The sequence below is a fragment of the Streptomyces sp. NPDC008125 genome (assembly GCF_042957125.1).
In the GTDB taxonomy this organism is placed as follows: domain Bacteria; phylum Actinomycetota; class Actinomycetes; order Streptomycetales; family Streptomycetaceae; genus Streptomyces.
Genome location: NZ_JBIBHR010000007.1, coordinates 254,217 through 279,339, shown reverse-complemented (window position 1 = coordinate 279,339; position 25,123 = coordinate 254,217). Strand labels below are relative to the sequence as shown.

The 25,123-nt window shown below is 71.7% G+C and carries 15 protein-coding genes and 1 tRNA gene; 6 read left to right on the top strand and 10 right to left on the bottom strand.

All coding sequences use genetic code 11. The features are described 5' to 3' along the window. Positions 1-193 precede the first annotated feature (193 nt). Positions 194-281, top strand: a tRNA-Leu gene (locus ACFZAX_RS14845). Positions 282-500: 219 nt separating this feature from the next. On the opposite strand, the gene ACFZAX_RS14840 is transcribed toward ACFZAX_RS14845, so the two are convergent. Continuing rightward, the gene (locus ACFZAX_RS14840; protein ID WP_390961789.1) at positions 501-2,060 is read right to left on the bottom strand and encodes an RICIN domain-containing protein; all 1,560 of its coding nucleotides are present in this window, start codon (positions 2,058-2,060) and stop codon (positions 501-503) included. Positions 2,061-3,030: 970 nt separating this feature from the next. Between ACFZAX_RS14840 and ACFZAX_RS14835 the strand changes: the two genes are divergently transcribed. From ACFZAX_RS14835 to ACFZAX_RS14825, 3 genes are all read left to right on the top strand, one after another. After that, positions 3,031-4,821, top strand: a complete 1,791-nt coding sequence (locus ACFZAX_RS14835; RefSeq protein WP_390961788.1) for a CARDB domain-containing protein — start codon at positions 3,031-3,033, stop codon at positions 4,819-4,821. A 456-nt stretch (positions 4,822-5,277) separates the two neighbouring features. Further along, positions 5,278-5,817 carry a helix-turn-helix domain-containing protein gene (locus ACFZAX_RS14830; protein ID WP_390961786.1) on the top strand — a complete coding sequence of 180 codons (540 nt, stop codon included), beginning with the start codon at positions 5,278-5,280 and terminating at the stop codon, positions 5,815-5,817. Continuing rightward, complete coding sequence (locus ACFZAX_RS14825) at positions 5,814-7,109, top strand: MFS transporter (RefSeq protein WP_390961785.1); 1,296 nt, start codon at positions 5,814-5,816, stop codon at positions 7,107-7,109. The genes ACFZAX_RS14830 and ACFZAX_RS14825 overlap by 4 nt, the downstream gene beginning before the upstream one ends. 70 nt (positions 7,110-7,179) lie before the next feature. Here ACFZAX_RS14825 and ACFZAX_RS14820 read toward each other — a convergent pair whose 3' ends face one another. Then, positions 7,180-8,325, bottom strand: a complete 1,146-nt coding sequence (locus tag ACFZAX_RS14820; protein ID WP_390961784.1) for an ATP-grasp domain-containing protein — start codon at positions 8,323-8,325, stop codon at positions 7,180-7,182. Between the two features lie 426 nt (positions 8,326-8,751). Then, the gene (locus tag ACFZAX_RS14815; protein WP_390961783.1) at positions 8,752-9,399 is read right to left on the bottom strand and encodes a YceI family protein; all 648 of its coding nucleotides are present in this window, start codon (positions 9,397-9,399) and stop codon (positions 8,752-8,754) included. Positions 9,400-9,715: 316 nt separating this feature from the next. On the opposite strand from ACFZAX_RS14815, the gene ACFZAX_RS14810 reads away from it, so the two are divergent. Next, positions 9,716-11,761, top strand: a complete 2,046-nt coding sequence (locus tag ACFZAX_RS14810) for a hypothetical protein (RefSeq protein ID WP_390961781.1) — start codon at positions 9,716-9,718, stop codon at positions 11,759-11,761. Between the two features lie 199 nt (positions 11,762-11,960). Here ACFZAX_RS14810 and ACFZAX_RS14805 read toward each other — a convergent pair whose 3' ends face one another. Continuing rightward, complete coding sequence (locus ACFZAX_RS14805) at positions 11,961-12,434, bottom strand: hypothetical protein (RefSeq protein ID WP_390961779.1); 474 nt, start codon at positions 12,432-12,434, stop codon at positions 11,961-11,963. Positions 12,435-12,861: 427 nt separating this feature from the next. On the opposite strand from ACFZAX_RS14805, the gene ACFZAX_RS14800 reads away from it, so the two are divergent. Beyond that, entirely contained in the window at positions 12,862-13,872 is a 1,011-nt protein-coding gene (locus ACFZAX_RS14800; protein WP_390961777.1) for a substrate-binding domain-containing protein, read from the top strand. Positions 13,873-13,961: 89 nt separating this feature from the next. Here ACFZAX_RS14800 and ACFZAX_RS14795 read toward each other — a convergent pair whose 3' ends face one another. The 6 genes from ACFZAX_RS14795 to ACFZAX_RS14770 form a co-directional block, all read right to left on the bottom strand. Further along, on the bottom strand, positions 13,962-16,262 hold the full coding sequence (locus tag ACFZAX_RS14795) for a glycoside hydrolase N-terminal domain-containing protein (protein WP_390961776.1): 2,301 nt from the start codon (positions 16,260-16,262) through the stop codon (positions 13,962-13,964). Beyond that, positions 16,259-18,238 (bottom strand): beta-galactosidase, encoded by a 1,980-nt coding sequence (locus ACFZAX_RS14790; RefSeq protein ID WP_390961931.1) that lies wholly within the window; start codon positions 18,236-18,238, stop codon positions 16,259-16,261. Before ACFZAX_RS14790 ends, ACFZAX_RS14795 begins: the two co-directional genes overlap by 4 nt. 14 nt (positions 18,239-18,252) lie before the next feature. Next, a complete protein-coding gene (locus ACFZAX_RS14785; RefSeq protein ID WP_390961775.1) occupies positions 18,253-20,538 on the bottom strand; it encodes a 1,4-beta-glucanase in 2,286 nt (761 codons plus the stop codon). Positions 20,539-20,665: 127 nt separating this feature from the next. Continuing rightward, positions 20,666-21,643 carry an ABC transporter permease subunit gene (locus tag ACFZAX_RS14780; RefSeq protein WP_390961774.1) on the bottom strand — a complete coding sequence of 326 codons (978 nt, stop codon included), beginning with the start codon at positions 21,641-21,643 and terminating at the stop codon, positions 20,666-20,668. Further along, a complete protein-coding gene (locus tag ACFZAX_RS14775; protein ID WP_390961773.1) occupies positions 21,640-22,809 on the bottom strand; it encodes an ABC transporter permease subunit in 1,170 nt (389 codons plus the stop codon). The genes ACFZAX_RS14780 and ACFZAX_RS14775 overlap by 4 nt, the downstream gene beginning before the upstream one ends. Before the next feature lie 104 nt (positions 22,810-22,913). Next, positions 22,914-24,623, bottom strand: a complete 1,710-nt coding sequence (locus tag ACFZAX_RS14770; RefSeq protein WP_390961772.1) for an extracellular solute-binding protein — start codon at positions 24,621-24,623, stop codon at positions 22,914-22,916. Between the last annotated feature and the right edge of the window lie 500 nt (positions 24,624-25,123).

Below are 25,123 nucleotides of genomic sequence, written 5' to 3'. Positions count from 1 at the left end.
GAAGGTAGCCCCCCGCGACGTTGCGTGCGGGTCCGGTGACACATCGTGGTGAATCGCGCCCCGCTGTTCAGGACTCGACCCCTCGGTGCCCCGCACCGCACTGACCACGGGAAACATGGTGATCGGAGCTCCAAACCCCTGGTATTGTTCTCTTTGTCGCCGCGGGAAACACGCCGCGAACGACACACACCTTGTCCGGGTGGCGGAATGGCAGACGCGCTAGCTTGAGGTGCTAGTGCCCTTTATCGGGCGTGGGGGTTCAAGTCCCCCCTCGGACACCACGGTCAACCGACCAGACAGAGCCGGTCAAAGCGACAGTTTGTCGCTTTGACCGGCTCTGTTGTCGTGTCCGGGCCCCTCCTGCCAGAGGGGCCGGCGGTCAGCAGCCGGTCGGGGTGTCGGCGGCGCAGATGCCGGAGCGGAGGCCGCCGTTGGCGGTGTCGCCCGCCGACCCGTCAGAAATCTGCAGTTCGCACCTGCGGGTCGGCGGGGGACCGGGGTCAGGAGATGGAGAAGACCGATGCCCACTTCTGGCTGGCCGAGCCGGCGGATGCGGTGGTGGCGGTGACCGCCTGGCCTGCCGTCGCGTTGCCGTCCAGGACGAATCCGGTGGCCGGGTTGGTCAGGGTGTAGGTGCCGGAGGAGTTCTGAGTCACCTGCCAGCGCTGGTTGGCCGCACCGAGGCTGATGGCCTGCAGGGAGATCTGGCCGCCGGCGGTGGTCGGGGCGGTCAGGGTCAGCGGGATCGGGCAGCTGTCGTAGACCCGCGCGGTGCCGTCGCTGTTGGCGGCGAACTTCCAGCGCTGGGATGCCCGGGAGGTGTCCAGGGCGGCGAACTGGGCCACTGCGGAGACGGCGATGCTGCAGCCCGTCCCCCGCTGGAGCGCGACGCCGCCGCCGTTGCTGAGTGCGTGGTAAGCGTTGTCGCCGACGACCGTGGGGCCGTAGTTGATGGCGAAGGTGTCGAGCGCGGTCAGCGCCGACCCGGTGGTGGACAGCGGCGGCACGGCCGTCGGGCGGACGTTCTTGAACCAGTCGGCGAAGGTGGAGGGGGTGTGCGAGGCCAGGGTGGCGATGGTGCGGTCCCAGCTTCCGTCCACCTGGTTCCACAGCTGGAGCAGCGCGCCGTCCACGTTGCCCTGCACCTGGTCGCCGGTCTGCCAGCCCGCGGCCGTGGTGAACGGGTAGGACGAGCCGTCGGGGAACACGTAGCGCTGGTCGCCCAGGAGGTAGGCGGCCACCGAGTCGGCGAAGCCTTCGGTCCAGGCGCAGGTGGCGGACGACACCAACGGGATGTAGTGCGGGTTGCAGTTGGTGACGGTGGGGAACGTGCCGTTGTAGAGCCGGTGCTGGAAGAAATGGCCCGCTTCGTGCAGCACGGTGTGTTCGGAGTCCGGGTCGCCCTCGGCCAGGTGGACGGTGTTCGACAGGTCGTAGTACGGCCCGTCGTTGGAACCGGTCTGCCAGCGCAGTGTCAATGTGGTGCAGGTGGCCGCGTTGGTCTCGGCGGTCGTCCAGCACGGCGTGGTCGAGTTGGCCCGGCGCGACCAGAGCGGGTTGACGGTGTCGAAGGCGTGCCAGGCGCGAGCCGCGGTGGTCGGCTTGACGGTACCGAGAGTCACGTTCGTCGATACGTTCGACTGTGTCGGCGTGTCGTAGGTGTAGACCGTGCCGGCGGCGTTGGCGACCCGCCACACCTGGTTGTTGCGGGTGGCGAAGCGTACGAACAGGTGGTCCAGAGCCGTGGAGTTGACCGGGGTGTAGCAGAGGCTGAACGAGCCGTCGGCCGCACCGGTCGACTGCGTGCCGGTGTTCAGCTTGTGGTCCGTTTCGGTCGCCAGCTCCCGACCCCACAGTTCGACCGAGGCGCTGCGGGCGGCCCGGGTCAGCGTCGGCTTCGCGGTACCCGCCTCGGCGGACTGGTAGCCGAACTGCAGGGTGCCGCTCGCGCAGATCGGCTGCGCGGCGGAGGCGGTGCCTGCCGAGAGCGGCACGAGCGCGCCGGCGGCGAGCACCGCCGGCACCAGCAGGCGGAGCAAAGCTCTGGGTCTGCCTAACATGGACGACCTTCCGAAGGGCGCCCAGGCCCACTGACGGCAGACCTGGCGCGCGGAGAGACCGGGTGGACCCCGGCCCTTGATACGCCGCCAGGTACCGGCGGGCTGAACCGTGAGCCATCGTCGGGGCGCCGCTGAGCCGCCACCAGAGGCGCAGAGCATCACAGCCGACAGTTGTGTGGCTGGTGTGAATGTCCAGCAGGGATTTCGCGCACGCCCGACGCCTGCTCCGACCGGCCGTGCGCCCCCGAGCTGCCGCACCACCCTCGTCCAACTGCGCCGCTGAGCTGCGCGTTCCCGGCAGAGATCGGAGACGAAGCCGACCCGGCAAGCTGCTTGTCGAGTGCACGGAATCACCTGCGCCCCCCGTGGCCTTGCTGATGGAGGCGCACACCCCGGTGGGGACGTCCCCAGGGGAGAATCCCGGCAACTCGAGCCATGCCTTCCTTGTCCGGGAGGTCGTCGGCGCCGGAAGACCGCCTGCGCACCGGTGCGACGTCGGCACCAGCGTCTCGCTGCTGAAGAAGGCCGGCAGCGCGCCGCGGGCCGTGGCGGAGGAGACCCGCGGCCGAGTCGCCCATGCGCTCACCGGCGGGCAGGTGCGGGGCCTGGGGGCTTGCCTTGCCGAGTCCCGCGAAGCCTCGGACCACGACAGTTGAGGCGAGCTGCGAGAGGTGTCCGCGCCCGGAGGCCCGCAGCCGGACCGTGTGGTCCCTGGCGCGTGGGGTGGGGCGGGGCCGTCTGCTCGGACGCGGCGAGCACGCATGTCCTGTTCCGGCCTGACGCGGGGCCCCGGGGTGTCATGCTGGGTGAGTCGAGGGGGCCAACGCCGTTGGCCGCCAGGGATGTTCGCTCCGTCGCGGGTACGTCCTGGTGGCGGTGACCGGGGGCCGTTGATGTTGCGGCGCCCTCGAGTCGCCCCCCTTCGGCGCCCTGACGCGGGGCGGGCCTCGAAGAAGGGTTGAGGCACCTGATGTCCTCACGTTCCGTGTTACGTCCGTCGCGTCCGCGACGGAGATTCTCCGCGCTGGTCGCCGCCGGCGCACTCGCCGTCGCCGGTCTGGTCGCGCTGCCCGCCCCCGCCGCGCAGGCGGTGCCGACCGCCCCGGTGGCCTACGTCCCCGACCTGTTCGGCAACACCGTGACGGCGCTCGACACGGCCACCAACACGGCGGTCGCGACCATCCCCGTCGGTTCCTCCCCGATCGGTGTGGCGGTGTCCCCGGACGGTACCCGCGCCTACACCGCCAACAACGGCTCGGCCTCGGTGTCGGTGATCGACACCGCCACGAACGCCGTCACCGCCACCATCGCGGTCGGTGCCGGCCCCATCAAGCTCGCGGTGTCCCCGGACGGCGGTACCCTCTACACCGCCGACTCCGGCGCGAACACCGTCTCCGTCGTCGACACCGCCACGAACGCGGTCACCGGGACGGTCGCGGTCGGCGCCCTCCCCTTCGGCATCGCGCTCTCCCCGGACGGCACACGGGCCTACGTCTCCAACAACAACGGCAACACGGTGTCGGTCATCGACACCGTCACCGACACCGTCGTCGCGACCGTCGGCGTCGGCCTGAAACCCAACGTCATCAAGGTGACCCCGGACGGCACCCGCGCCTACGTCGGCAACCAGAACTCCCACACCGTCTCGGTGATCGACACCGCCACCAACACGGTCACCGAGGGCATCGCCGTCGGTATCGGCCCGTTCGGCCTCTCGCTGTCCCCGGACGGCACGCGCGCCTACGCCAGCAACAACAGCGCGTCCTCGGTGTCGGTGATCGACACCACCAGCAACACCGTCGTCGCCACCGTCGGCGTCGGCAACGGCCCGTTCGAGTCCGCGGTCACCCCCGACGGCACCTCGGTGTACGTCCCCAACGGCTACGACGGCACCGTCTCGGTCATCGACACCGCCACCAACACCGTGACCACGAGCTTCCCGCTCGGCTCCTTCCCCTACGCTGTCGCCTTCGCCCCGGCCGTCGCCGCCGCACCCACCGCGGACCTGACCGTCGCCGTCACCGATGCCCCCGACCCCGTCAACGCGGGCGACCCCCTCACCTACACCGCCACCGTCAACAACAACGGCTCGGACGCCGCCACGGGCACCACCGCCACGATCACCCTCTCCGGAACCGCCCGCACCATCACCTCCGCGACCGCCTCCCAGGGCTCCTGCGCCATCACCGCGCCGACCGTCACCTGCGCGCTGGGCACGGTCGCCGACGGCGCGTCGGCCACCGTCGCCGTGCACGTGACCCCGACCGCGGCCGGCACCCTGACCGCCACCGCCACCGCCACCGCCACGGAGACCGACCCGGCCCCCGGCGACAACACCGCCGCCCAGTCCACCACCGTCGCCACCCCGCCGACCGCGGACATCGACGTCGATCTCACCGCGCAGCCCCACATCGGCATCCTGGTGCCCTACCTGAGCTACACCCTCACCGCCCGTAACACCGGCCCCAACGCCGTCACGTCCGCGACCCTGACCGCGACGCTGCCGCCGGGCGCGTCCGCCACCAGCCTCTCCGCCGGATGCACCACCGCCGGCACCACCGTGACCTGTTCCTACGGGCCCATCGCCAACAGCGCCAGCGTGAACAAGACATTCCGCGTCCCGCTGAGTCTGCTGACCCTTGGACCGGTCACGGTCACCGGCCAGCGGACCACCTCCGCACCCACCGACCCCAACGCCGTCAACAACAGCGCGAGCGCCACCTGCACCGCCCTCTCCATCATCCTCGTCACCTGCCCCTGACACCGGCCAGGCGGTGAACCCGCCCCAGCCCGCCGCTGCGGTGCGTCAGCTTCGTGTTGCCCGGCCACCGAGGCACACCCGTCCCACGACCCGCGACCTCGGGACATGACGGGCGAAGAGGAAGTCGTGGACGGAGGAGAACCTCCAGTCCTGACCAGCCCCGGCCGCCCCGGCCGTGTCCGACCATTCCCCGCCGTGCGGTCGGAGCCCGGCACGGCACCTCGCGGCGTTGTCGGACCGCCCGAGTACACCCAGTACTCGGGCGGTCCTCCGCCTTGCGATGCACCGCACCGGACACCACCCGCTGATCCGACGCGCATGGTCAGACACGGCGTAGCCGCGGCCGGGGCGACCGCGCACCACGGACGCCGAAGTCGGGTTCACGGTAGGGGACTTCAGAAAGTCCACGCTTCATTCCCCTTGCTCAATGGTCAAGAATCGTTGACCATTGCTCACATGCCAACCGATGAGCTTCCAGAGGCGTTCCACGTCACGACGGACGAGCAGTTGCGCGCCGTCTCCAATCTCACGCGCCACCGGATCATGGCCGTGCTCCGCTTCGAGCCCGCGACGATCACGCAGATCGCCGAGCGGGTGGGTCTCGCGAAGGGGAGTTCCAGCTACCACGTACGGCTGCTGGAGCGGGCCGGCCTGGTGAAGGTGGTACGGACCCGGAAGGTCCGGGGGGTCACCGAGCGGTACTACGCCATGGCCGCTCGGGCGATCGTGCTGCCGGATCCGGGCCAGGGAGAGCCGGACGCGCTGATGCGCCATGCGGTGGCGGACCTGGAGGCGTCGCCGGTGGACGGCGAGCGGCACATCGGGATGGCCCATCTGCGGCTCACCGAGGCGCAGTTCACGGAGCTGGGGGCGCGGCTGCAGGCGCTGGCGGAGGAGTACCAGGAGTTGTCCGATCCGTCGCGCGAGGACGCGTCGTTCGTCTTCGCGCTGTTCCGCCCGGCACCGCGCGAGCAGGGTGAGGGGAGCGCCGAGTGACGGTGGAAAAAGAGAGGCCGGCGACCGGGTTCGGGCGGCTGTGGACCGCGCAGACGGTCTCCTCGCTCGGTGACGGGGTGTCGCACGCCGCGCTGCCGCTGATCGCGTTGACGTTGACGCGGGACCCGATGGCGCTCGCGGTCGTCACGGCGGCCGGTACGCTGCCGTGGCTGCTCTTCGGGGTGCTCGGCGGTGCGCTGGTGGACCGCTGGGACCGCCGCCGCACGATGTGGGTCACCGACGCGGCGCGCGCGGCGTTACTCGCGATACCGGCGGCAGCGGCCGCGCTCGACGCGCTGAGCATTCCGCTGCTCGCGTCCGTAGCCTTCCTGCTCGGCCTCGGCGGGCTCTTCTTCGACACGGCTGCCACGGCCTACCTGCCGGACCTGCTCGGCCGCGACCCCGCACACCTGGAACGCGCCAACTCCCGCCTGCGCGGCGCCCAGACAGCCATGTCCGGCTTCGCGGGACCGCCGGCCGGGAGCGCGCTGCTCGCACTGGGGCGGGCGGTACCGCTGCTCGCCGACGCGATGTCGTTCCTGCTCTCCGCCCTCTTGGTCCGTACGCTGCCCGCCATGCCCCCGCCCGTGCCGGAGGTCCGCGAGTCGCTCCTCCGACAGGCGCGGGCCGGGGCCTCGTACGTCTTCGGAAACAGGCTGCTGCTCGGGCTCGCACTCCGCCCGGCGGTCGGGAACGTCGCCTTCGTCGCCGTGGAGACCGTCCTCGCCCTCTTCGCGCACGAGCGTCTCGGCATCGACACCTACGGCTTCGGCCTGCTCCTCACGGCGGAGGCAACCGGCGGTCTGCTCGGTGCGGGGATCGCCTCCTGCCTCGGCCGGCGTCTCGGCACCGGCACCGCGCTGACCTGCACAGCCGCGGTCGAAGGGCTTGCCGTCCTGGGCCTCGCCGCTGCCCCGAACCCGTACGTGGCCGGCCTGGCGCTCGCCTTCTGCGGGGCCGGTATGGGCGCCACGATGGTGCTCGCGCCCTCCTTGCGGCAGGCGATCGTCCCGCCCCGCCTCATGGGCCGGGTCGCCTCCACCTCCCGCATGCTGGCCATGTGCGCCGCGCCCGTCGGGGCTTTCGTCGGCGGCTGGCTGGCCACCGCCTACGACCTCCGCACCCCGCTCTACTCCGCCGCCGGCCTGCTCCTGGCGATGACGGCCGTCACGGCGACCATGACGAGCAACCGCCGGGTCGAAGCGGCGCTGCGTGCCGCCGCCCCGGCCGGCGGACCGGATCACGCCGTGCTCGGGGACCGCCGGACGAAGAACGCGTCCGACGCGTCGTGACGCCTCCGCCGCAGGCGTCACGACGCGCGGCGGGTTCGGCCTTCGGTTCTCGCGATCCCGCGCTCCCCCGTCAAGGCAGCTCCGCCGCCTGCGGCGTGCTCGCCACCGGGAGAACGGACGCCATACCGAGCCCGGCCTCGGCGGCCGGCAGCGCGAGCGCGGGTGGCGGCGACTGGGTCCGCTGCTGCGGGAGCGACGGGCTCAGGGCGCGGGGGCCCGGGACCACCGCGTAGTCGGAGCCGAGGAAGTCCGGGGTCAGCTCGCCGGGGTCGTCGCCGAGCGCGAGGCGTACCGCTGCCCACGGCACGTTGAGTCCGCACTGGGAGAGCTGGTGCAGGCCTCCGGCGGGGCGGGTGTTGACGTCCATCAGGACGGGCTCGCCCGCGTGCACGCGGAACTGGATGTTCGTCAGCCAGTGCAGACCGAAGGACCGGGCGATCAGGCGGGCCGGCTCGATCCATGCGGGGTCGAGCGTGAAGCCGCGCCGCCGGCCGTTCTTCGTACGGCCCACCGCCAGGCGGACTTCCCCGTCGGGGCCGGTGAGGCAGTCGACGGAGACCTCCGGCTCGTCCAGGCGCGGCATGACGAGCCAGTCGACGGACCGCTCGGTGCGCCGCAACGCCCGGGTCACCAGCTCCAACGGCACGTAGGGGCTGGGGAATCCGGTCAGGTGCAGCATGGAGAACGGAGCCCGGGTGATGATCCGGAACCCGACTCCGCCTTCGCCGCCGGTCGGCTTGAAGCACGCCTTGCCGCCGTCCGCCTCGATGGCGTCGACCGCCGCGAGCAGTTGCGTCTCGTCGCGCACCCGCCACCACGGCGGCACGGGAGCGCCGACCCGCCGCACGGTCTCGTACGCCAGCGCCTTGTTCGCGAAGAGGCCGACCGCCTCGGCGGGCGGCGCGAGCAACGTCGTCCCGAGGGCCGCGAAGTCCTCGCGATGCGCGGCCAGAGCCGCCTGGTGGAGGACGGGTACGAACACGTCGATGCCGCGCCGCGCGCACTGGTCCAGCGCGTACTCGACGTACGCGGCGGGCGACAGGTTCTCCGGCTCCGGCGCCGAGGTGTCGGCCGCCGCGAGCACCGGGGAGTCCGGGTCGGCGTGCGTGGCGTGGACGTCGACGGGACGGCCCTGCGGATTGCGCCGCAACTGATCGATGAAGAACACGTTCTCCGCGTACGTGCGGTTGAGCCAGACGCGTACGGGAGAGACCATGCAGGCCGCCTTCGGGGTCGCGGACACGGCGGGGCAGGGCCGTACCCGGTCGGTGGGAGGGGGAGGACACGGACCACCTGCGGCAGGAGGAACCGCAGGTGGGAGTGTTGGGGTGATCCTAGGGGGCGGGACGGCCCGCTTTGCTACGCGCGTGTTACGGATTCCGAGGCCGGCGTTCCGGGTCGCGGATCGCGGATTCCGGGTACGTCGGCGCCCCTCCGGTGTCCCGCTCCCACCGACCGGCCGTCACCCCGTCGACTGCCCGTCACCCCGTCGACCGGCCGTCACCCCTCGACCGCCCGTCACCCCGTCGACCGGCCGTCACCCCTCGACCGCCCGTCACCCCACCGACCGCCCGTCACCCCGTCGACCGGCTGCGAACCGTCGATCCGTCGCGGCCCCGTCGTTCCGCCGTGACGGAACCCCTCACACCTCGATCGGCTTCCGGATGGCCGCGATGTCGAACTGGAGGCGGAGCCGTTCGCTGACCATGGCACCGCCTTCGGCGAGGCGGGCGTTGTAGGTGAGTCCCCAGTCGGAGCGGTTGATGGTGGTGGTGCCGTCGAAACCGACGCGCTCGTAGCCGAACGGGTCGGTGACGTGGCCGATGTACGTGAGCTCCAGATCGACCGGGTTGGTGGTGTCCCTGATGGTGAGGTCGCCGGTCATGCGGTAGACGTCCTCCGCCTGGAGGGTCACGGCGGTGCTGGTGAAGACCATCCGGGGGTGCGTCCGGGCGTCGAGGAACTCCCGCCCGACGAGGTGGCCGTCGCGTTGCTCGACCCCGGTGTCGACGCTGGCGGTGGCGATGGAGATCTCGGCCCGGGAGCGGGCGGGGTTGCTGCCGTCGAAGTAGAGGAGACTCTCGTACTCGGCGAACGAGCCCCGCACCGTCGTCACCATGGCGTGCCGCACGGAGAACCCGATCCTGCTGTGCGCCGGATCGATCATCCATTCCCCGGTGAGCCCCTTCAGCGCCGGATGGGGGAGCACGGCGGCGGGAGGCGCGACCGTCGTGCCCGCGCCCGTATCCGCTGCGCGTCGGTGGGTTGAGCTGCGGCTGAAGATGTTCATGAAGTATGTAGTTACTTTGAGAGAACGACCAACGTAAGAGAAGGTCGAGAAATTCGAACATTTACGCCCGAACCTTCACAGGGGTGAAGCCCTTGTGGGTACGGTGCGTAGCGTCTCACCGGACCGCGCTCCGGGGTGATTCCTCTGCGGACAGTGACTGACGGCCTCCCGGCACCGCAGGTACTCCATGGGTCATTTGCCATTCCTTCACATCGCCTGACAAGATCCCGTCCTTCGGCGTGCAGAATGCCGTCGCTGAGCCGGGGGGACCAGCCGCGTGGGGATACGCACCAGCCTTCGACGTGCCGTGATGGCCATGTTCACGTTGCTCGTCGCCGCCGTCGCGCTCGGGGTGGGGGCGTCACCCGCCGCCGCTCACCGGGACGGCTGCCACCGATGGCATTCCTGCCCCTCCGACACGGGCTCGTACGTCTGCGGCGACCTCGGGTACTTCTCCGAATGCGGGTACAGCTCCCTGCCGGGCTCCGGAACGGGAGCGGGCAGCGGAAGCGACTCGGGCGCCGGCACGGGCGCCGACCCCGGTGCGGACGCCGATGTGGTCCTGGACGACGAGGCACCCGGACAGCCCACCACGCGCGGCGCGGACGCGGGCGCCGGTGGGCGCGTCGGCGTTGTGGTGTCGGCCGAGAGGAAGTCCCGGATCGAGGTGCGGGACGAGGCGGACTCGGTCGTCGCCCGCGCCACCGCCACCGGGGCGGAGCAGAAGGTCGCCTTCGACGCGGAGGACGGCGAGCACGCCTACACCGTCGTGGCCGTCGACTCCGCGGGCAACACCAGCGAGGCGAGCGACGAGTTCACGGTGACGGTCGACGGCACCGCCCCCGAGGCGGGCACGCCCGCCCTGGGGGCGACGGACCCGGAGACGGGGGCGGCCGAGGTGTCCCTCGACGCCGAGACGGGCGCCTCGTACGAGGTGACGGTCGAGGGCCGCGAGGAAGCGCTGAGCGGCACCGTCGGTGTCGCGGGAACGGTCACCGGATCGCTCCGGCTGCCGGACGGCTCCTATCGGCTCGTCGCCGTCGTACGGGACGAGGCCGGCAACCGCACCCGTACGGAGGCGGGCGTCCGCGTCGCGCTGAAGGCGCTCCGGCCCCGGGTGCTGACGGAAGCCCAGGAAGGAGACCGCACCCGGGTGGAGGTCGTCGGGCCGCCGGGATCGACGGGGACCGTGGCCGCGGGGGACGGGACGGAGTCCGTCCGGCTGGACGGCGACGGGCACGGCAGCGTGACCCTTCCGCTGGAGGACGGGGCGTACCGGGCCACGGTGACGCTGACCGACCCGTTCGGGCGTGAAGGGGTCACGCGCTCGGCGGAGTTCGTCGTGGACACGACCGCCCCGGCCCTGCACCTCGGCTACGACGAGGAACGGGCGCGCCACGGTGACGTGGTGCTGACGGTGACCGGCGAACGAGGCGCCGCACTGCGGCTCGACGGTGCGGACCGGAGGCGTTCCGTGGCCCTGGACCGCGGGCACCAGGTGCTGACCTGGCACGCCGATCCCGGCGACCACCGGCTGGTGGCCCGGCTCACCGACGCGCACGGCAACAGCACCGGGCGGGAACTCGTCGTGCGGGTCTCGGACGACATGACCGGTACCGAGATCCGGAACGCCCTGCTGGGCTTCGCCGCGGTCCTGGTCGTGGCGGCCGCCGTCGGCGCGACTCTGTGGCGGCGGCGCAGGGCCATCATCGTGTGGCGGGCCCGACGCCGCGAATCCGCGCGGATCGCAGCCCGGGAGCGGGCGGCGCTGGCCGTGGTGGCCCGGCAGGAAGCCGAGGAACGCCGGCGCGAGGACGAGCGCCGCCGCGCCGAGGAGGCGCACGGGCGTCAGCTGGCCGTCTGGCTGAGCACCCGCGAACGGCTCGCGGCGGAACACGACTTCGTGCGCGGACTGGACGGCACGGAGTACAGCGCGGCGGACTTCCGATGGGCGGCGCGCAAGTCCGGTGAGCGCGTGCTGTTCGTCGCGCCCGCCTCCCTCGTGGAGGTGCGCACCCGGCAGGGTGTCAGCCATCTGGAGACCACCTGGGCAGGGGAGTTGGCCGTCACCGACCGGCGCGTCCTGTTCAGCGGTCCGGGAGGCCGGCGGGAGTGGGCGTACGGGAAGTGGCTCGGCCACGAGCACGACGAGGGCGCCGGGCTCACCCTGATCTCCGTGAGCAACCGCCAGAAGTCCTCGGGGGTTTCGTACGTCCACGGTGAGGCTTTCCGGGTGCGGAAGGCGATCGACCTCGCGGTGGGGCGGGCCCGGGGCCGTGGCGACGAGGTGATCGACCGGGCGAGGGCGGCACTCGAAGCCCATGAGCGCAACAAGCCGGAGAAGCCCGCCCCGGCGAGGTGAACGGGCGGGCCGGGGGCTCGGGTCCGAGGCGTCCCACCCGGCCCACGACGGGGCCGGGTGGGACGCCCTTACCGGGGCGCCCGGCCGGCGGCTTCTCCGGAGGAGGGGCCCCGCCGGCCGTACGGGTGGAAGTCCCTCTCCCGCGAGATGTGCGAGGCCGGCGAGGCGGCGTTCTCGGGTGTGCGCAAGAGGCAGCGGTTCAGGACCGGTTGACGCCTTTCCTCCGGAGCCGGCAGTGCCTCGGAGGGGTCGAGGTGCTCTGCGGCGTCGATGTCCTGGCGGCCGTCCGCGTTGAGGTGTCTGCCCGGGAGCGGGCGGTGGTCAGGCGGAACCAGGTGGGCCACTGCGCGTTGCTGCCCCAGCCCCGCGACAGGTCGACCGGGGGCTGGTAGCGGCGCAGGAAGGTCCGGCAGAGCGGAGAGCGGTCGGCCACGCCGCGCTGCCGCGCTGCCGCGTGCCACGCGCCGGCCCGGACGCGTACTCCCGCCCGGCTGAACAGCAGCGGCCCCAGCCACAGTCCGGGCCAGACCCTCCCGGTGCGCCGGACGCGCTCGTCCGGGGCGTCCGCCTGCTCGACCTCCACGATCTGGTGCAGGAATGGGTCGAAGAGGCCCGCGCGGCGCAGGGGCTCCGCCGAGGCGGCATCGGGCGAATTTCTCGAAGGGGTGGTCAACCGACGGCAACCTTTTGGTTCCGTGCGGCGACTACGAGTCCGAACCCCCTGTCTTCACGGGGGACCGAGGAACGGAACAGCCCATGGCACCGTACGGACGCAGGTCACCGGGTCAGCGGGCGGCGGTGGTGGGAGCCGGAGCGGTGGCGGGCCCGACGCGAGGGTGTTCCCGGCCCTCCGGAGCCGTGGGGCTCCCCAGGCTGTTCGGGGCGGGGCTTCCCGCTCCCTGACGTTCCGGATGGTGTCGAAGCGCTTCGACACCTCTCTGGACAGTTCACAGGAGTCCGTCTAGCCTGGATTGAATCCCCGCATGTCAGAGGGGAATTGAGGGGGAAGTCGCTCCTTTCGAAGCGCTTCACCAAATGTTCCGTTCTCTCTGTTGTTCCGTCGCACCCCACTCGTCACTGTCACCCGTAAGGGAGAGCGCATGGTCACCCTGGCCGAGGTCGCCCAGCACGCCGGAGTCTCCGCGAGCACGGTGAGCTACGTCCTCAGTGGGAAGCGGTCCATCTCCGCTCCCACCCGGGAGCGCGTGGAGCTGAGCATCCAGCAACTCGGTTACCACCCCAACGCCGGGGCCCGCGCGCTCGCCAGCAGTCGCTCCAACATCATCGCCCTGATGGTGCCGTTGCGTACGGACATGTACGTGCCGGTGATGATGGAGATCGCCATCGCGGTCGCCACGACCGCCCGCACGCACGGCTACGACGTGCTGCTCCTCACCGGCGAGGAGGGCCCGGCGGCGGTCCGGCGGATCGCCGGGAGTTCGCTCGCCGACGCGCTGATCCTCATGGACGTGGAACTGCACGACGAGCGTCTCCCCGTGCTCCGGGACACCGAACGGGCCGCCGTCCTCATCGGATTGCCCGCCGACGTGGCCGGACTGACCTGTGTGGACCTCGACTTCGAGGCGACCGGGGCGCTGTGTCTGGATCACCTCGCCGGACTCGGACACCGCGAGGTCGCGGTGATCGGTGAGGCGCCGGCCGTCTACGAACGGCACACCGGCTTCGCCGAACGCACCATCGACGGCATCCGCGCCAAGGCGCGGGAGACCGGAGTGACCGTGCTGCACCGGCCTTGCGAGGGCGGTTACGCGGCGATGGCGCAGACCCTGTCCCGGATCTTCGACGAACGGCCGGCCACCACCGGGTTCATCGTCCAGAACGAGTCCGCCGTGGAGCCGTTGCTCAACCTCCTCCAGCAGCAGGGCCGGGCCGTGCCGGAGGACGTGTCGGTCGTCGCGGTCTGCCCCGAACAGGTGGCGGCGCAGGCCTCGGTGCGGCTCACCTCGGTCGCCATCCCCGCCCAGGAGATGGGGCGCCGGGCGGTCGAGCTGGTGGTGGCCAGGCTCACCGGCTGCGGCAAGGACGAAGTCGAGTTGATCGCACCCGAGTTGACGATACGGGCGAGTACGGGGCCGGCGCCCGCGGTGTGAGCCGTCCCGGCGGGCCCGTCGGCTCCCGGCCGGTCGCGCGAACGCCGCGACCGGCCGGGAGCGCACCCACGGATGGGCCGCCCGGCCGTTCACCCGTCTGCCGCCCCCCGGCGCGGCACCGTCAGGACCCGGTCGGCCCCCGCGCCGAGTGTGATCCAGGACGCCGCGCCCGGCTCCGCCGCACCCGCCGGGGCGCCCGGTGGCGGCCCCGTACGCAGCTCGACGCGGGCATCGCGGGCGGGCCGGAGCACCGCGGTGACCTCCTCGGGGGTCCATTCGAGGTCGAGCGTCGCGCCGAACCTCGTACGCACTCCCCGGAGCGAGCCCCGGGGGTAGGCGGCCGGGAGCGCGGGCAGCAGGACCAGGCGGTCCGGTGCCGACTGGACCAGCATCTCCAGCACTACCGCCGGCAGCGCGTGGGCGGCGTCCGCGTTGTACACGTCGCGGCCCGGGTAGTGCGCGCTCATCAGCGAGTCGTGGAAGAAGTCCCCGGCCAGGACCGACGCCAGCGCCGAGGACACCCGCGAACCGTCCCGCAGCCGCGCCGCGACCAGCGCGTGGTGCAGATGGCCGTGGGCCGAGTCGTTCTCCGAACCCCGCAACTCCAGCGCACGGTGGGCGGCGCGGGCCAGTCCCGGAGTGTCGTACGGGTTGATCTCGTCGAGCGGCCACACCGGGTAGAGGTGACTGAGGTGGCGGTGGTCGTACGTCTCGCGCAGCCCGGGCCACGCCCACTCCGCGAGCGCGCCGTCCTCGTTGACCAGGTAGTGCGGGAGCCGGCGGGCCAGGGCGCGCCAGCGGTCCGCGTCCGGATGGGCGGGGGCGAGCTCCGCCGCCGTCGTCAGGGCGTGACGAGCCGCCGCGATGTCCATCGTGGCGTTGACGGTGCCCCAACTCGCGTTCGAAGGACGGTTTTCGGGCGAGTACGAGGGGGCGATCGCCACTCTCCCGTCGGGGGCCCGGCGGGTCAGGAAGTCCGTGTAGAAGTCGGCCACCTCGACACAGGAGGAGACCAGCGCCTCCGGGGTCTCCCCGGTGGTCGCCGCGCGTTCGAGCAAGGGGTGCAGCAGCCAGTCGGCGCCGGCCGTCCACAGGTGCAGCGGATAGGCCCGCTGGAAGTGGCGGGTGTGGCCGGACTCGCCGTCCGAATGGGAGGGCGCCACGATGCCCCGGGTGCCGAAGAGGGCGCGGGCGTTGTCCCGCCAGTGCTCCGACTGGCCCGCGACCAGGCGGGCGTGGGCGTCGAGCACCTCGGGCAGGCCTGCCGCGGCGGCCGAGGCCAGCTGGAGGTTGAGGTTCGCGTTGGTGGTGAACGCACCCGACCAGGCCGTGTTCCAGTCTCCCGTCCACAGCCCGGTCAACCGGGGCGGCAACAGCCCCGAAGCGGAGAGCAGGTGGTAGCGGCCTGCCGCGAAGAGCCGCTCCAGCAGCGCTGGGCTGTCCACGTGGCGCAGCAGCTCACTGCCGGGGAGGTCCGGCCGGTCCGGGTTGCCGTCGTGCAGGGAGAGTGAGCACCGGGCGAACGCGGCTCCATGGAGCGGTGCATGACGTTCCATCAGCGCGGCATAGTCGGCGACCGGCAGTGCCGCCCACTCGGCTTCCACGTCCGGGTCGCCGGGGCCCCGGCGTACCCGGGTGAGCAGCAGCAGGCTCCGGGCGCCCGTGACGCGTACGCCGTCGCCGTCCACCGAGACCGTGCCGCCCTCCGTACGCAGCACGGTCACGCCGACGCAGGACAGTTCGCTGTCCGGGTACCGCAGCCGCAGCGCGAGCCGGGCGCCGTGCGGTGTCAGTACGGTGGAGCGGCCGATCGAGAGTGCCGCCGGAGCGCCGGGCAGGGCCGGGTCGAGCGTGACCACGGTGTCCGGCGCCGGTCCGGTGATGTGCTGCACGATCACGTCGTCGGCCCGCGACACGAACACCTGGCTGCGCCACGGGCCCGAGGAGGCGGTGGCCTCGCCCGTGGTGAAGTCCAGTGCGCGGCGGTAGGGCGCCGGGTCTGCGGAACCGGCATCGGACCCGGTCGAAGTGCCGTACGGGAGGGTGCCGTTGTCCCCGTCGGCCATGGCCTCCGCCCCGCTCCGTCGCACCCGGGTCTGGAACGCCGGATGGAACGGCTGGACCCACACCAGCGGCCGGCCCGCGCCGAAGTGCTCGGCCGCCTCGGTGTCCCCGGCGAGCAACGCGTCCTGCAGCGGCCCGAGTTCATCGGAGAGTTCTGGCGGACGGAGGTGTTCGCTGCCGTTGGGCCGGACGAGGGCGTGGTGGTTGACGATCACCCGGTCGTCGACCGGGTCGCCGTACACCATCGCCCCGTGGTGTCCGTTGCCGCTGAGGAAGGCGTCCTCCCAGCGCGCCGCGGGCCGGGGCTCCCAGGTGCCCGAGCTCATGCCGCACCGGCCGGCCGCAGGGCCGCCACGCCGTAACGCCCCAGCTCCACCGCTCCGTCCGCCTTCGCGCCGGTGAGCACGTCGACGTGGACGCCCGGCAGTGGCACGGTCACCGCGCCCTGCCCGTGATGGAGGAGGAAGAGCAGCTCACCGCGCCGTACCGCCTCGACACCCTCGGGCAGTCCGGTCACCACGGGACCGACGCCCGCCTCACCGGCCACCCGGGCGAGGAGATCGCGCAGGGCGCCGGGCTCCGGAAGCGTCGAGACGTACCAGGCGCCGCCCTTGCGGAGCACGGCGGGCAGTCCGTCCAGTTCGCCGCCCCGGTACGCGGCGACGGTCTCGCCGGTGCCGTCCGCCTCCAGCTCCTCCGACCACAGCAGACCCCGGAAACCGTCGCAGGCGACGCTCGCGTCCGGCTCGACGGGCCACCACTCGTGGAGCGTGCGGATCGAGAAGAGCTCGCGCAGCCGCGCGTCCATGCCGCCAGGCCGGATGCGGTCGTCCACGTCGGCGACGCCGGTGAAGAACCCGCTGACCAGGGTGCCGCCAGCCGCCACGTACGCGACCAGGTTGTCGACGGCCGCGTCGGTCAGGAGGTAGAGCTGCGGCACCACGACCATCCGGTAGCCGCTCAAGTCCGCCTCCGGGCGGGCGAAATCGGTCGCCGTGCCGTTCTCCCAGAGTGCCCGGTGCCAGGCCCGTACGATCTCCGGGTAGTCCAGGTGCGAGGAGGGGCGGCCCTCCTGCGCGCTGCCCCACCAGGCGTCCCAGTCGTGCAGCACCGCCACCTCGGCCGGGGCGTGGGTGCCGCTCACCTCCGGTGCGAGGGTGGCCAGTTCGGCGCCGATGCGGGTGATCTCCCGGAAGGATCGGCCCTCGGGGCCCGCGTGCGACACCATCCCGGAGTGGAACTTCTCCGAGCCCTGCCGGGACTGGCGCCACTGGAAGTAGCAGACGGCGTCCGCGCCCCGGGCCACCGACTGGAGGGACCAGAGCCGGTTCAGCCCGCGGGGCTTCGGGTGGTTCACCGGGCGCCAGTTGACCGCGCTCGCGGCCTGCTCCATCAGCATCCACGGCCCCCGGGCCTGCGAGCGCGTCATGTCGGCGAGCATCGCGTTGTACTGCCCCGCGCCCGGGTCCGCCGGGTCCGGGTAGACGTCCACCGAGACGACGTCCTCCTGCCCGGCCCACGCCCACGCGTCCTGACCCGACCAGAGCGGCATGAAGTTGGACGTCACCGGAAGAGCGGGGGAGTGGCGGCGCACGATGTCGCGCTCGGCCGAGTAGCACTCCAGCAGGGCGTCCGAGGTGAACCGCTTGAAGTCGAGCGTCTGTGTGGGGTTGCGCGTGTACTGGGCCTTGCGGGGCGGCAGGATCTCCGCCCAGGTGTCGTACCGCTGGCTCCAGAAGGCCGTCCCCCAGGCCTCGTTGACCGCGTCGAGCGAGCCGTACCGGCCGGCGAGCCAGCGGCGGAAGTGCGCCGCCGTCCCGTCGCACCAGCAGTGCGTGCAGTACTCGTTGTTGATGTGCCACATGGTCAGCGCCGGATGGCCGGCGTACCGGGCCGCCAGGTCCTCGGTGAGGGCTGCGGCGTACCGGCGGTACACCGGTGAACTCGCGCAGAAGTGCTGGCGCGAGCCGTACCAGACGACGGAACCGTCCTCCGCGCGCGGCAGCGTCTCCGGGTGCAGCGCGCCCATCCACGGCGGCGGGGAGGAGGTCGGGGTGGCGAGGACCACCCCGATGCCGTTCTCCTCCATGAGCCGCATCAGCCGGTCGAGCCATCCGAACTCCCGTGCACCGGGGCGGGGTTCGATCTTCGCCCAGGAGAAGACGCCCAGCGTCACCGAGTTGACCCCGGCCTCCTTCATGAGGGCCACGTCCTCGGCCCACACCTCCTCGGGCCACTGCTCGGGGTTGTAGTCGCCGCCGAAGAGCAGGCGGCCACGGGTGGCGTCACGCAGGGACGGCATGGTGTTCTCGATCCTCATTCCGGGTCGGCGTACTGGATGCCCCGGCCGTTGGTGCCCAGATACACCCGGCCGTGGACACGGGGGTCGCCGGTGATCACCTCGCCGGTCCACCCCCACTGATGCTGGTCGTCGTTGATGCGTATCCAGGTGGCGCCCGCGTCGTCGGAGCGCAGTACCGCCACCCCGTCGTGGGTCGCGGACACCCGTCCCGTCTGGAAGACCGCGGGATACCCCGGGTGTGCGGGCCGGCCCTTCGCGGAAGGGGCCGCCCTGCCGAAGCCCAGCGCGTGCGACTCCTGGACCCCGGCCACGGCGGTGAACGTCCGGCCGCCGTCCGTCGAGCGGCGCAGCCCGCCGGTCTTCGCCGACAGCCAGAGGTCGCCCGTCCTGCCCGGCGCCGCCGCCAGCTTGAACTGGGCGTCCCCGGAGGGCAGTCCGGTCGCGCCGGCGGTGAAGCTCGCGCCCGCGTCCGTGGAGCGGTGGACGGTACCGGTGTCCGTGTCGTACGCGTAGAAACGGGCGGAGTCCACCGGGTCGGCGACGGGTGTCGCGCCCTTCGGGAACGACGGCACCTCGCTCCAGCTCGCGCCGCCGTCCACGGACCGGTGCGCCGGGTACTTCGTGCCGTCCCAGTGGATGAACGTCCAGAGCAGGGTCTTCCCGTCCGCGCTCAGCGCGATCGGTCCCGGCGCGGACGCCGCGATCTCCGGCTGGGCCGCGAACGGCCGCCAACTGGCGCCCCCGTCGAGGGAGTACGCCCCGGCGGCGTCCGACCCCGAGGGCCAGCCGGTGCGTACGACGTACGAGGGGACGCGCGCCGCGAGGGCCAGGCCGGTCGCGGTGCCGAAGACCGGGTCCGACGCCATCCCGCGCGAGGGCGAGGAGGTGAGCGACTCGTGGTACATCACCCCGATGTCCCCCAGCCCGCTGAGGAGCCGGGCGCCCCGGGCGGTGGGCGGCGCGACCAGGTGGCGTACCGACGATTCCTCCAGGCCCCGGATCTCCGGCGCCCAGTGCACCAGGTCCCGGGTGCCGAAGACCGTGGCGCCGGTTCCGTACACGACGTGGCGCGAGTCGAAGGGGTCGACCGCGACTGCCTGGATCCACCAGCCGAACTTCGCCTCCCCGCCCCAGCGCAGGTACGGCGTCTCCGAGACGTCCAGCACCGCCGTGTCCTTGAGGGAGGTCCAGGTGCGCCCGTGGTCGGTGGAGCGGAAGAGCGTGTCGACCGGCCCCCAGCGGTTGTTGGTGGAGACGACGACCGTTCCGGGGCGCCGCGCGTCCACGGCGATTCCTCCATAGCCGAACGCGTCCGCCCCGCCCGGCACCACGGGCGTCACGTCCGACCAGGCGCCGGTCACCGTGTCGAGGCGGTGCACCGCGCCGTCGCTCTGGTTGTTGGGCCCGGGACCGTTCGCCCAGCTCACGTACAGGGCGCGGGAGGCGGCGTCGTACGCGGCGCGGACCGGCACCCTGGTCGCTCCGTCGGCCACCGGCGCGCCGGGCACCGGCTCCCATCCGCCGGACACGGTCGAGCGGTACAGGGAAGTGGTGCCGTCGCCCCAGCCCGCGTACACCGTCCGCCCCGCGGCCACCAGCAGGGTGACCCCCTGGCCGGAGGCGGACGGGACGGCGGGGAAGGAGGAATCCGGTGCCCAGGTGGCGCCCCGGTCGGTGGAGCGCAGCAGCCCGTCGTGCCGGGTGCCGAGCCAGAGGGTCCCGCTGTCGCGCGGGTCGACCAGCAGGCGCTCACCGGTACCCCGGCCGTCCTCGTTGGCGCCGAGCCGCACCGCCAGGTCCGTACGGGTCCAGGTCGCGCCCCGGTCCTCGGAGCGCAGCACCGCACCCGGCCCCGCCCAGGACTGGGCGTACGTACCGAGCGCGAGGTACACCCGGTCCGGGTGGGCCGGGTCCACGGCCATCGCCTCGACGCCGAGCAGGTTCCAGTCGTCCCAGCCGGTGAAGTCGGTGAGCGCCGTCCAGCGGGCCTTCGCGGCGTCCCACCGGTAGGCGCCGCCGATGTCCGTCCGGGCGTAGGCCAGGCCGCGCACCGACGGATGGAACATCAGCCCGGTGACGAACCCGGTGCCGCCGATGGCGGCGGTCCGCCAGCGGTACGCCTCGGTCCTCGGCCGGCCGGAGGACCGTTCCGCCGCCGAAGCCGTACCGGCGGCGGGGAGCACGCAGGTGGCCGCGGCGACGGCGGCCGCCCCGGCCAGCACCGAGCGTCGCCCGGGCGACGACGGCTCGGTGGAGGCGGTCGCGGCGGTGGGACCGGGATCGGAACGGAACGCGGGCATGGCGGAGTCCTTCCGGGAGCGGGCGAGGAGCGGGTGGAGAGGGGAGCGGGAGAGGGGCGAGGACGCTCCGTGCCGCGCGCGGGAGGACCGGCGCGCGGCACGTACGGCAGCGGAGAACGCGGTGGGCTCAGCCCTTCACGGCCCCGGTGAGCATCCCCTTCTGGAAGTGCTTCTGGACGAACGGCGACAGCACCGCCACCGGGATCAGCGCGAGGACCATGACGGCCATCTGCACCGCGAGGCTGTTGATCTGCCCGCTGCTCACCGCCGCCCCCATCGCACCCGGCGGCACCTGGTGCTGGAGCACCAGCTGACGGAGGATCATCTGGAGCGGGTACTTGTCGCTGTCCTGGATGTAGAGCATGGCGTTGAACCACTGGCTCCAGTAACCCACCGCGTAGAACAGGGAGATGACGGCGACCACGGCGCGGGAGAGCGGCATGACGATCTGGAGCAGGATGCGCCACTCGCCGGCGCCGTCGATGCGTGCCGCGTCGATCAGTTCGGGCGCGGTGTCCATGAAGAAGCCCCGGAGCACCAGGATGTTGAAGACCGAGATCGCGCTCGGCAGGATCATCGACCAGTAACTGTCGCTCAGGCCGATCCCGGTCACCAGCAGGTACGTGGGGATGAGACCGGCGCCGAAGAACATCGTCGCCATGAGCGTCATCAGCAGCGGCCGGTGGGCGATGGAGTCGCGCCGGCTGAGTCCGTAGGCGCAGAGGATCGAGATCACCATGCTGAACACCGTGCCGACGACGGTCAGCCCGATGCTGACCATCGCGGCCCGGGTGACCGCGCCGCCGCTCAGCAGCTCCTTGTACGCGACGAAGGTAACGCTCTTCGGCCAGACGACCAGGCCTCCCGCGTCGTTGATGGCCTTGGTGTCGGAGAGGCTGGTGACGACCACCACCCAGATGGGGATGAGGATCACGGCGCAGATCGCCACCAGGCCGAAGCCCTTGAAGGCGAGCCCGGCCTTCGTCGGCTCGTCCTCCCAGGCGGGGCGTCGCTCGGTGCCCAGAAGACGCTGCAACGGTGTGCGGGCCGGGGCGTCCACGGGCCACCCGCCCGGGGTCTTCTCGAGGTCCAGGAGAGTCGTCATTTCTTGGAGTACACCCCCTGCTCGCCCAGCATGTGGGCGACCTTGTTCGCGCCCAGCACCATGGCGACGCTGAACAGTCCCTTGAAGATCCCGGCCGCGGCGGCGTAGCCGAAGTCGCCGGTCTTGATGCCCGTCCACCAGATGTAGGTGTCGAGGATCTCGGAGGCGCCGGCGCCCACCTGGTCGCGCTGGAGCAGGATCTGCTCGAAGTCCAGGTTGAGCGCGCTGCCGACCCGCAGCACCAGCAGCAGGGCGATCACCGGGCGCAGCGCGGGCAGCGTGACGTGCCACATGCGGCGCCAGCGTCCGGCGCCGTCCACCGCGGCGGCCTCGTACAGGTCGGTGTTGACGGCGGCGAGCGCGGCGAGGAAGACGATGACGCCCCAGCCCGCGTCCTTCCAGACGGCCTGCGCGGTCACCAGGAACTTGAAGAACCCGGGGTTCGTCATGAGGTCGAAGCCCTCGTGGCCGTGTTCGCGCAGCCACTGGGCGACGAGCCCGGCGCCGCCGAACATCTGCTGGAAGACGGTGACGACGAGGACCCAGGAGAAGAAGTGCGGCAGGTAGACGATCGCCTGCACCCACGCCTTCACCCGTGCACTCATCAGACTGTTCAGGAGCAGCGCGATGGCGATCGGGATCGGGAAGAAGAGGATCAGCTGCGTCAGGAAGATGACCAGCGTGTTGATCAGGACTTCCCAGAAGCGGTAGTCGTCGAAGATCCGCGTGAAGTTGTCGAAGCCGACGAAGGGACTGCCGGTGATGCCCAGGTCGTAGACGTCGTAGTTCTGGAACGCGACGATGTTCCCGAGCAGCGGTATGTAGTTGAAGATCAGCAACAGCACGATGGCGGGGACCGTCATCAGGACCAGCGTGCGGTCCCGCCGCAGCCGGTGCCGCCAGGTGATGCCCCCGGACGGCAGCCCGGAGGCCGGGCGTCCGCCGCCCCCCGCCGCCTTGCCGGACCGGCCGCCGCGCGCGCGGGAAACCGCGCTCCTGCCGGTGGCCCGCGGCCCGTCCGTACCGTCCCTGCCCCCGCCGTCCCTGCCCCCGCCGTCCGGCGTACTGCCGTCCCGCGCGGCGTGCCGGCCGTCCTCGCCGGCCGGGACGTCGGTCCCGTCCGCCGCGCGGCCCGTGCCGGCCGCCGCCGTGGCCCGTGGCTTCACCGTGAGCTCCCCATGTCGTGCTGCTCCGCCCCGGCCGCCGGGCGTCACTGCGCCCGGCGGCCACTATCCGTTCGTGCGTGGGTCCTGCGGTCTGCCGCGTACGGTCAGTTGCCGGAGCCGTTCTTGTCGAGGATGTCCTGGTACCAGGAGCGGAGCTCGTCGCCGCCGCTCTTCTTCCAGGTCGACACCGCCGACTCCAGGTCGCTGACCTTCTTGCGCCCGCGCCGGATGTCCTTCTGCAGGTCGTCGAAGGGGGTGTACAGGGAGGCGTACCGCTGGGGCTCGACGATCTGCATGCCGAAGAAGAGCGGCTTCTTGATGTTCGGCGCCTGCCGGGCCATCCACCCCGCGTAGTCCTGGACCAGCTTCGGCTCGTCGGGGAAGGCGATGGTGTGCGGCGGAGAGGCGAGGAAGAGGAAGGTGGAGGGCTGGGCCTCCTGGATGCCCTGGTCGGTGAAGGTCGGTACGCCGCCCTTCACCTCGTAGTGGGTGCCCTGGACGCCGTAGTTGGTGAGCATGAACTCCTCGGTGCCGTACGGGGCGGCGGCGAAGTCGGCGATGGCGAGCATCTCCTCGATCTTCGCCTTGGGGAGCTTCTTGCTGAGGAAGGTGAAGATCCCGGCCGGGTCGTCCTGCCAGAGGACCGGCTTGCCGCCGTCGGCCGAGAAGAAGTCGAGGGCCTGCATGTCGAACTTCGGGTTGGCGGTCTTCTGTTCGGTCACCATGCCCTTCCAGCCGCCGGTGCCGTCGTTGTACATGACGATGTGGCCGCTGGTGAAACGGATCTTGGAGTCCGCGTCCTTGTTCGCCTCGGCGTCCGGGTGGACGTAGCCGAGGTCGTGGAGCTTGCGGGCGAAGGCCAGGGCCTCGCGGTACTCCTTCGTCTCGAGCTTGTGGACGAGCTTGCCGTCCTGGAGCTGCCAGTAGTGCGGAGCGTCCGGCAGCACGCCGTAGATCCTCTGGATGCAGGTCCACAGGTCGTCGAAGGCCCAGACCTTGCTCTTCGGCGCGGTGTACTCCTTGCCGAAGGCGAGCAGGTCGTCGGCGCTGGCCGGGACCGCGCCGGAGCCGACGATGTCCTTGCGGTAGAAGATCGCGTTGCCGATGACCGGCGAGGGCATGGGCAGGCCGCGCAGCTTGCCGCCGAAAACCGAGTACTGCCACGACCCGGTGGGGATGTTGGCGAGGTTCGGGTACTTCTTCACCGCGTCGCCGGCCAGGTAGGGGCTGAGGTCGGCGAACTTCGCGGTGATGGCGTTGCGGATCTGGCCCTGCATGTTCCAGCCGGGGATGGTCATCACGTCCGGGATGTCGTCACCGGCCAGGACGGCGCCGATCTTGTCCTGGTACGTGTTGCCGTCCTGCGGATCGAAGTTCAGCGTCGCGCCGACCGCCTTGTTCACCGCCGTGTAGTACGGGTTGTTCTTCTTCGGGACGGTGCCCCACAGCGGGGTCATCACCCGGAAGGAAGAGCCCTTGCCGGGAACGGACTTGACCGACTTCGCCAGCGGGTCGGGCAGCTTGGTGAACCCGGGGCTCGACCCGTTGACGCTGGCCACGTCGGGCTGCACCAGGTCGGAGGGGACGTAACTCGGCACGACCTTGCTGAGCGCCTTGCCGGTCGTCGTGCCCTCCCGGGTCCCCGAGTCGGATCCGGAGCCGCCGCACGCGGCCAGCAGCGGTACGCCGCCCGCCACGGCCACCGCTGCGAAGGCGCTCGAAGCGAGGAAGCTCCGGCGGTTCGGAGTGATGGCGCTGAGGCCCGTCGCGTTGTTCTCGGACCGGTTCATGGCGGGGGAGGAATTCGGCGTCATTGCGTCAACCCTTCATGGCGCACCAGGACGACACCCGGCGGGCGACCGCCGTTCGGCTCCTGAGTCTGAGGTGGGCGTAACTGGACGGAACCACTCGGATCGAGCGGTACCCGACCGGGCGGTGACGGCTTGAAGCCACCGCCGGCGGCGAGACCGGGAACGGACCGCGGGGGACCAGGCCACCTGCGGCACTGTCCGGAGACACCGGCTGAGCACCCTCGAAGTGCTGTCGAAGCGCTTCGATGTTGCAGCGAGGTTAAGTGAACGGGACCGGTCGCACAAGGGTTCGTCCCCACATTCCTCGGAGCTGTTTCCGTAACGTTTCCTGCGCTCCCGGGAGGCCCACGTGAGCCGGGCAGGCCGAGTCAACCCCCTTGCACTCTTGACACTTTGCCCGTCGGACACCGAGCATCGAAGCGCTTCGAAAGATCACTCGCTGATGTTCCGAAGGACCGTGGCGGCCCATGGCTCCGCCAGACCTCCCACCTTTCCAAGGGGAC